Annotated in this window: 6 protein-coding genes and 2 pseudogenes; 1 reads left to right on the forward strand and 7 read right to left on the reverse strand. The window is 39.0% G+C overall.

The window, feature by feature from the left end:
* Positions 1 to 29 precede the first annotated feature (29 nt).
* The 5 genes from SK578_RS08065 to prfB form a co-directional block, all read right to left on the reverse strand.
* Complete coding sequence (locus tag SK578_RS08065; RefSeq protein ID WP_042751471.1) at positions 30 to 845, reverse strand: endonuclease/exonuclease/phosphatase family protein; 816 nt, start codon at positions 843 to 845, stop codon at positions 30 to 32.
* Between the two features lie 51 nt (positions 846 to 896).
* The gene (locus tag SK578_RS08070; RefSeq protein WP_080709997.1) at positions 897 to 3077 is read right to left on the reverse strand and encodes a PTS transporter subunit IIBC; all 2181 of its coding nucleotides are present in this window, start codon (positions 3075 to 3077) and stop codon (positions 897 to 899) included.
* Between the two features lie 179 nt (positions 3078 to 3256).
* Entirely contained in the window at positions 3257 to 4183 is a 927-nt protein-coding gene (gene ftsX / locus SK578_RS08075) for a permease-like cell division protein FtsX (RefSeq protein WP_042751472.1), read from the reverse strand.
* Complete coding sequence (gene ftsE / locus SK578_RS08080) at positions 4176 to 4868, reverse strand: cell division ATP-binding protein FtsE (protein WP_004263501.1); 693 nt, start codon at positions 4866 to 4868, stop codon at positions 4176 to 4178. Before ftsE ends, ftsX begins: the two co-directional genes overlap by 8 nt.
* Positions 4869 to 4885: 17 nt before the next feature.
* Positions 4886 to 5981 (reverse strand): peptide chain release factor 2 gene (gene prfB / locus SK578_RS08085; RefSeq protein ID WP_125446974.1). Its coding sequence is split into 2 segments (ribosomal slippage): positions 4886 to 5908 and positions 5910 to 5981, totalling 1095 coding nucleotides; the frame shifts between segments, so codons are not numbered across the junction.
* A 169-nt stretch (positions 5982 to 6150) separates the two neighbouring features.
* Here prfB and SK578_RS11485 point away from each other — a divergent pair.
* A pseudogene (locus SK578_RS11485) lies at positions 6151 to 6247 on the forward strand (helix-turn-helix domain-containing protein); the annotation flags it as partial.
* Positions 6248 to 6505: 258 nt separating this feature from the next.
* Here SK578_RS11485 and SK578_RS08090 read toward each other — a convergent pair.
* Together SK578_RS08090 and SK578_RS11275 are read right to left on the reverse strand one after the other, a co-directional pair.
* Positions 6506 to 7081, reverse strand: coding sequence for a DUF6572 domain-containing protein (locus SK578_RS08090; RefSeq protein WP_042751474.1), 576 nt, complete (start codon positions 7079 to 7081; stop codon positions 6506 to 6508).
* Positions 7078 to 8472 (reverse strand): annotated as a pseudogene (locus SK578_RS11275) (hypothetical protein); the annotation flags it as partial. The gene SK578_RS08090 and the pseudogene SK578_RS11275, both read right to left, overlap by 4 nt.

The raw sequence follows: 8472 nt of genomic DNA on the forward strand, positions 1-8472 counted from the left end.
ATTTCATGATTCCAACCTCTTTTCAGTCATTATTTCCAGTTTAAAATAGCATTCAAGCCATAATGATCACTAACTTGTGGACTCTTGTTACCATCAAATACGACATGTAATTTTTCCACCTCTAACTCTTTGGTAGTAAAAACATAGTCGATTCGAAGGGGTTCTGTGTTCCCCTTCCAGCCATCAATTTCTGGTGGAACAGTATAACTACCACTTTTCTCTTGAGCAACTTCAAATGCGTCTTGTAAGCCTAATGGACTAGCTAAAATAGCTTGGTAACCTTCCTGACCAGCTGGGTTGTTGAAATCTCCAGCAAGCAAAAGTGGCTTGTTCAATTCTTTCAAGACAGCCTCAAATCGTGCCCATTCTTCTTGGAAACCTTTATCCCACCAAGAAAGGTGGACACTGGCAACTGCAAGCTCCTTACCATCAACTACAGTTTCAGCTAGAGCGACACGGCGAGTATGATAGTCTGTTGGATCATCCACATCTGAAACCAAAACTTCTCTTGCTTCAATAGGTGTTTTAGACAAGATAGCCACACCTTCATGGTAGCGGTCATAACCAATATGGTTATAGGCCCAAGTCCAGTAGTAATCTTTCCCTTGCTCTGACAACTTTTCAACCAAAAGTCTAACATAATGATCTTGATGAATCGGCTCAGCTGCTGGCAAAGCTTGATAGAGATCATTAACTTCTACCTTAGGCGAGGTGATTTCCTGATTGATTTCTTGGAAACAAATCAAATCATAATCTTTATCAAGAATATCTTCAAGCAAAAGCTGGAATTTTTCCTCGGCTTCTTTTTCCATCCAGCTATGAGTATTGAGTGTTAAAAATTTCATGCTTTTCTCCTAAAACAAGAGGTTGGAAAACAGCTTCCAACCTCAAGTGTATTACAATTCTACTTTAGCAACTGCTGTTTTAGCTGCAAGAGAACCTGTTTGTTCTAATTTAACTGATTTAATAGCTTCAGCATTTGTGAAGACAACCACTGTTGAAGTTTCACGACCTGCTGCACGGATAGCATCCAAGTCAGCTGTGACAAGAAGATCACCTGCTGCAACTTTTTGCCCTTCAGCTACATGAACAGTAAATGGTTTTCCTTCAAGACTTACTGTGTCCAAACCAATATGAACAAGTACTTCAAGACCCGCTTCAGTCACAAGACCAAGAGCATGTTTTGTAGGGAAGATGCTTGATACAGTACCTGAAACTGGAGATACAATGTTTCCATTTGCAGGTTCTACAGCAAATCCGTCACCCATCATTTTTTGAGCAAATACTGGATCTTTCACTTGTTCCAAGGCAACAACTTGACCGTCTGCTACTGAGTAAACTTCCTCAGTAAGACCTTTGAATTGAACAGTGTTTTGTTGCGCTTCTGTCATTTGACTTGGAAGAGTTTCAGGAATGATTTCACCTGAATCAAGGATATCTTGGATATCAGATTTCAATACGTCTGCTTTTGGACCGTAGATAGCTTGAACTCCTTGTCCTTTCATGACAAGACCCATAGCTCCTTCTGCTTTCCATTGTTCTGTATCACCGACTTTGTCAGCATCTTTTACAGTTACACGAAGACGAGTCATACATGCATCAACATCAACGATGTTTGCACGTCCACCAAGAAGGTTGATAATGTTTACAGCTTGAGAACCTGCTGCAACTTTCACTTCGCTGCTAGCTTCTTCTGAACCTTCAGCAGTTTCGTAATTTCCGTTACGTCCTGGAGTTGCGTAGTTGAATTTTTGAATCATGAAGTTTGCGATAAAGTACATGATTACGGCAAAGAGAACAGTTACCCAGATAAAGTTAACAATATCCATACCGATACCAGCGCTAATCGCAATAGGTGTACGAGTCAAGAACTCGATTGAACCGAATGAGTGCATACGTAGGTTCACGACGTCAGCCATAGCGAAGGCCGCACCTTGAACAAGTGAGTAAACAAGATACATAGGTGTTGCTACAAACATGAACATGTATTCGATTGGTTCAGTAACCCCTGTCAAGAATGTTGCAAGAGCTGTCGCAATCATCATACCTTTATATTGATGTTTCTTATCAGCATCAACATTACGGTAGATAGCCACGATCACACCCATCAAGATACCGAATGAACCGATCATTTGTCCAACTTTGAAACGAGCTGGGTGAACAGTATCTAACAATTGTTGGTAGTGACTTGCATCAGTACCTTTGAGGTTAACAAGGTCTGTTACCCATGCAAGCCATAGTGGGTCTTGACCAAATACTTGAGTACCTTTAGCTGCACCAGTTAAAATGTCATAAGTACCACCAAGAGCTGTGTAGTTCATTGGGATAGTCAACATATGGTGAAGACCAAATGGCAAGAGCAAACGTTCCAAAGTACCATACAAGAATGGTGCAAGGATTGGAGCAGTTTCTTGTGAGTTGGCAATCCAGATACCAAAGCTATTGATACCTGTTTGAACTACTGGCCAGAAGGCAGCAAGTAGAATTGCAGCGATTGCTGAACGAAGAATGACTACAAATGGTACAAAACGTTTCCCGTTGAAGAATGAAAGTGCATCAGGAAGTTTACGGAAGTTGTAGTATTTATTGTAAGCAGTTGCCCCTACAAAACCTGAGATAATCCCTACAAACACACCCATGTTCAATGCTGGAGCTTCAAGAACACTGATGAAGTAATCAGCCACTTTGATTGAACCACCAAAGAGAGTTGTGACCATAGCATCTGGATTTTTCAACATATCTCCTGATACACCAAAGATTGTACCAGTGATACGGTTAATCAAGATGAAGGCAAGACCAGCGGCGAAAGCACCACCAGCACGTTCTTTAGCCCAGCTTCCTCCAATTGCTAGGGCAAACAAAATGTGAAGGTTACCGATAACCCCCCAACCAATTTGCTCAAGAATTCCACCAGTAACTACAAGTGGTGCAAAAGTTGGGTTAATCATTACGATAGACTTACCGATTGAAATCATCAAACCAGCAGCCGGCATAACCGCGATAACCACCATCAAAGCCTTACCGAATTTTTGCCAAAACTCGAAAGACAAGACATTTTTGAATGTATCTTTCATCATTCAAATCTCCTTTATTTTTATTTAGGCAAACGTTTTACGAAAACGTTTGCACTTAACTATGTATTAATTATACCACTTTAATTTTTTTGTAAAGGCTTTTATAAAAAAAAGTAGACTTTTTTCTAAAATTTTTGTAGAAAAAAGGAGATATTAAAACCTCCTCAAATATACTTCTATTTTTAGATTTTCAGGAATCGGCGCATTGAAATTCCTGATCCGATTGAACCGATAAAAATTCCAATCACAAATAATAGAGCAATCATCAGTGGACTGAATATTTCTGGTGATATCATCGAAAGGTTCTGACCAACCAATGACTTATTAACCGATTGGTAAACCATTTTATAGACAATAAATACCAAAACTGATGGAAGTGTTGCTCCAAGCAAACCAATGAAGGCACCTTCAAGCAAGAAAGGCCCGCGGATATAGCCATTCTTAGCACCTACTAAACGCATGATTTGAATTTCACGGCTTCGTGAAATGATGGTGATACGTATAGTATTAGAAATCAAGAACACCGCAATGAAAATCAATAATCCAGCGATAACTAGTCCCCAAACACGAATAAATGAGGCTAACTTAAACAAGCGTTCTGTATTAGCACCACCATCTTGAACTTCTGATACACCTTCGATTTTTTTAGCCTCTTCTGCTACTGTCTTTACATCACTTGGTGTATTGGTATCAACGATATATGCATCATAGAGAGGATTGGCATCGCCTTCAAAGATTTTCCAGTTGTCCCCCATTGTTTCTGTCAACTTTTCATATTGTTCTTCTTTACTTGAAAACGTAACACTTTTAACGGTTGACATACCTTTCAAAGCATCATATACCTTATGGTAGTCGTTATTTGTAACAGTTTGACCTTCTTTTTCAATCGTCTCACTATTATCAGCTACGTCCTTACGAATGTATACCATTACTCGAACATTATTTTCAATATCTGTAGCTAGTTTAGCCGTATTAAAGATAACAGATGCAAATATTGCAACCAAGGTCAAAGTAATCATAACTGAACTGACAGCAGCTACTGTCATCCAGCCATTTCGTTTCAAACTTTTTAATGATTCAAATAAATGACGAAAAAATCTACTAATCATCGTATCCATATTCTCCTTTAGCTTCGTCACGAACGACACGGCCATTTTCAATGGCAATGACACGGTGGCGCAAGGTATTTACAATCTGACTGTTGTGGGTAGCCATCAAGACAGTTGTACCTTGGAGATTGATGCGTTCCAGCAAGTTCATAATTTCCCATGAATTATCTGGGTCCAAGTTTCCTGTTGGTTCGTCCGCAATCAATACTTTTGGATTGTTTACAATAGCACGTGCAATTGCAATCCGTTGCTGTTCTCCCCCTGAAAGTTCATTTGGGAAAGAACGAACCTTATGCTTCAATCCAACCAAGTCTAAAACTTCCATAACACGTTTTTTGATATTACGGCGGCTCTCACCAATAACTTCCATTGCATAAGCAATATTTTCATAAACGGTTTTCTTTGGTAACAGTTTATAATCTTGGAAGACAACCCCAACACTACGACGTAGGAGAGGGACATCTTTCTTTTTAATTTTAACCAGATTAAAACCAGCAACAGTTAAGCTTCCTTTTTCGATTTTTACTTCGCGGTACAATGCTCTAATAAATGTTGATTTCCCAGCTCCTGACGGACCTACGATATAGGCAAATTCCCCGGGTTCAACAGTGACTGAGACACCTCGCAAAGCAGTCGTTCCGTTGTCGTATTTTTTGACGACATCTCTCATTTCAATGATTGACATGTAAGTTCCTTTCTATCTTAGCTGATTCGCCACTTGAGGTAGGCATCGATAAAACCATCTAGGTCCCCATCCATAACCTTATCTACCTGCGCAACTTCAAAGCTAGTTCGATGATCTTTTACCATAGTATAAGGCGTGAAAACATAAGAACGGATTTGACTTCCCCATGTGATTTCCTTTTTCTCACCTTTGAGGGAATCAACTTCCGCAGCTTTCTTTTCTTGCTCCATTTGATAGAGCTTAGCCTGCAACATCTTCATGGCACGATCTCTATTTCCATACTGGGTCCGATCAACCGTTGATTGGACGACAGTTCCTGTAGGAATGTGTGTCAAACGCACACCTGTTGAGACTTTGTTGACATTCTGTCCACCAGCACCGCCTGAACGGAAGGTATCCATCTTGATATCATCTTCACGGATTTCCACTTCAATGGTATCATCCAACTCTGGCATGACTTCTACAGACGTGAAAGAGGTATGGCGACGTTTGGCAGAGTCAAATGGTGAGATTCGCACCAAGCGGTGCACACCCATTTCTGACTTGAGAAGGCCATAGGCATTAGGGCCTTCAAATGATAAAGTTACCGACTTAATACCAGCTTCATCTCCAGCTTGGTAATCCAAAACTTCTACTTTAAAGCCTTTGGCATTGCCATAGCGAGTGTACATACGAAGCAACATATCACCCCAGTCTTGTGCCTCTGTACCACCAGATCCTGGATGGATTTCCAAGATGGCATTATTATGGTCATAAGGTTCTGACAAGAGCAAGGTCATCTCATAGCTGGTCATCATCTTATCCAGTTCTGACAACTGTTCAACCAATTCTTCACGCACTGACTCGTCTTCAGCTAAAAAATCCAATAAAATTTCAACTTCATCCTGCAACTCTTCCATTTTGTGGAAGGTGTTGTAAGTGTTTTTTAATTCATTTAATTCTTGCGACGTTTTTTGGGCCGCGATATTATCGTTCCAAAAATCAGGTTCTGTCATCTTGTTTTCCAAGATGGCAATCTCTTCCTCTAAACCTTCGAGGTCAAAGAGACCTCCTGAAAGAAGCTAATTTTTCACGATTTGCGTCAATTTTCTGACGAATTTCTGAAATGTCCATAAATACTCCTTTATTGTATCTTTTTATTATACCATAATCTATCATTTCTTTCCATTTTTTGCTCTAATGACTTTTTCTATCTTGATTATACAATCTAATTGCACAATAAAAACTCATAAAATTTTCTAGTAAAATAGAATTGAACGAACTAGTTACCAAAAAAAGTTTTATGAGCTACCATCATTCTACCATAGACAAGAGTGAAAGTATTCTCATTTACTGTACTCAAGGCCTAAATTTTTTCTCAAATTGCTAAGTTACCTCATCTTTATTAAACTAAATTATGAAATTCCCCAAGTGTTATATCCTTTATGCCTAACTTTCGGGGTACAGTCCAGTTCATACACATAGATCTTTTATCTCACAATCTCCCTGTTTCTTAATAGAGTATAAAAAATCGTCGTATGAATGTTCTGCATGTCAATTGTCGGCATAAATAGTTCGCTATTTTTACCTATTTAACAAAATCCTTCGTAACCTAGTCCAATTATACCACAAAAAGAGAGCATCTTTCGCTCCCTTTATTACTCCGGTAATTCTACCTTCAAGCTCATATCCGTCGGTTGTAATACCTTCTGAACTGCTGCAAGAAAGGCTAGTCCATTATCAGATGGAGAATATTGGAATGTGATATGGATGACTTTTTTATCAAAGCTATCGCCATATCGCTCTACATATTGCTTACTTTCGAGGAAGTAGATGTAGTTATTGAGTTTTTCTTGAAGTTTCAAGAGATGCTCTTCTTCGGTATCTGGAAGCCAAAGATTGCCATCTATTAATAAAAGTTCCAAGTCTGTATCACTCGCTCCGATTGCATCAATTTCTGAAACATCTAACTGAATTGGAGTTTCTTTTATCCAAAATTTTGTTTTTATCAAACGATAAAGTCGATTTATTGCATCACTTTCATTTTTAAATTCGTCTCTTATCCAGATATCTTGGCGCTCATTAACCTCATATACTTTATATTGACTAGATTTCTCATCGTAATAGTATCCCAAGGTAAATTGACCTTCAAATCGTTCATCAAACGCAATATGAAATATCCCTATCTTATCTCTGTGTTTATTAACGAAATTTACTAGTTCTTGTCTCGTCATTTAAATTCCTCCATCATCCCCATATTCAGCATATCAATTCCTCCAAAAGGTGTTACAATCTGTTCAGCGCCACCTGACATATCACCCCATTCTGCCGCTTTCCCATGAACACCATACTTAATATCATCACTAGACATACTCAAAGAAGTAGATGTATCGGATATATATTTTCGATACTTATCCGACAGCTCTAAAAATTGGTCTTGTGACACCCCTTCAATTCCTTCTTCTCTCAAAATCCTATTAAAAATCTTGATATCACCTTCACTGATAGCATCAATTTTATCAAAATAACTATCGGTTTTAAAGTTACCGTTATGGTAAGCTTTAAGATTTTCAACATATGGAATTGAACGTTGACTGTACGTATATGGTCCTTCGCTAGGAATATCCGAGAAGTTACCTCCTCCCATATGTCCAAACCGGTCCCATCGCTCTGGTAAACCAGAAGTTCTCGTTATAGGATGTACAGTTCCTTTTTTAAATCCTAATCTTTCTGGCCAATCATATGAAATCCAACCATCTTCAATTGATTTAACATATTGTGCATCAGAAGGAACATTGATATCTACTTTATCATCAAGCTCAGTAAAATACTTTTGAAGTTTTTGAACCTTTTCTTCTAAACTTAAGTCAGTTTTGTATAATTCACTGGTATACTGCTTCACCTTGTCAAAGCTTGATACTTTCTCAATTGTAAAACTGTCTGTTGGTTTGGAGATCACATCAATCCGAGTCCCTGGTTCAATTTTAGTGCCACCTGTAAAGCGACCTTTTCCTTCACCTACGATAGTACCGCCATATTTTGATAGATTATCCAGAATATCTTGGCGTTTAATGGATAAACCATCTTTTGCAGTCGTGTAATCTTGAATGCGAATTTTTCCAGTTTCATCTACACCGACAGCTTTTAATTGGATACGTTGAATTTCATCTGCTACATTACGTGTCTCAACGGTTATCCTAGTCTCGACATCTTTGAAATTTGTCTTGAAGTCATCAATCTTTGTAGTTGAAAACTCTCTGTAGTTAGCAAAATTTTGTTCAGATACGTTATTTTTCACATTATTGAGACTAAACTTGCTGGCTGCTGAGGAGACCGCATAACCTCCTACGATATTCCCGATAAAGTTTGCGGTTTGGGCATCTTCTTCGCTTCCACCTAGGAGCTTGGTCCCATGATAGGCAACCTGACCCGCTGTATAGGCACCGGCTTCCCCTATCGCAAACTGGGTCAAGCCCTTGACAGCGCTCTGAGTCTGCCCTATGGGAATCATGATGGCACTCGCTGTCACAAAGACATTCCCAACATCATGATACAGCTTGTCATTCCCCATGAAAAGCGTATCTCGGATGAGATTATAGGATTTCGTATGGGCATCCCCTGCATT

This window comes from Streptococcus mitis (genome assembly GCF_000722755.1).
GTDB lineage: Bacteria > Bacillota > Bacilli > Lactobacillales > Streptococcaceae > Streptococcus > Streptococcus mitis_CM.

What these genes read in the sequence shown, in the direction of transcription:
- SK578_RS08065 (WP_042751471.1), bottom strand. Translation starts at nt 845, where the DNA reads ATGAAATTTTTAACACTCAATACTCATAGCTGGATGGAAAAAGAAGCC.
- SK578_RS08070 (WP_080709997.1), bottom strand. Translation starts at nt 3,077, where the DNA reads ATGATGAAAGATACATTCAAAAATGTCTTGTCTTTCGAGTTTTGGCAA.
- ftsX (WP_042751472.1), bottom strand. Translation starts at nt 4,183, where the DNA reads ATGATTAGTAGATTTTTTCGTCATTTATTTGAATCATTAAAAAGTTTG.
- ftsE (WP_004263501.1), bottom strand. Translation starts at nt 4,868, where the DNA reads ATGTCAATCATTGAAATGAGAGATGTCGTCAAAAAATACGACAACGGA.
- SK578_RS08090 (WP_042751474.1), bottom strand. Translation starts at nt 7,081, where the DNA reads ATGACGAGACAAGAACTAGTAAATTTCGTTAATAAACACAGAGATAAG.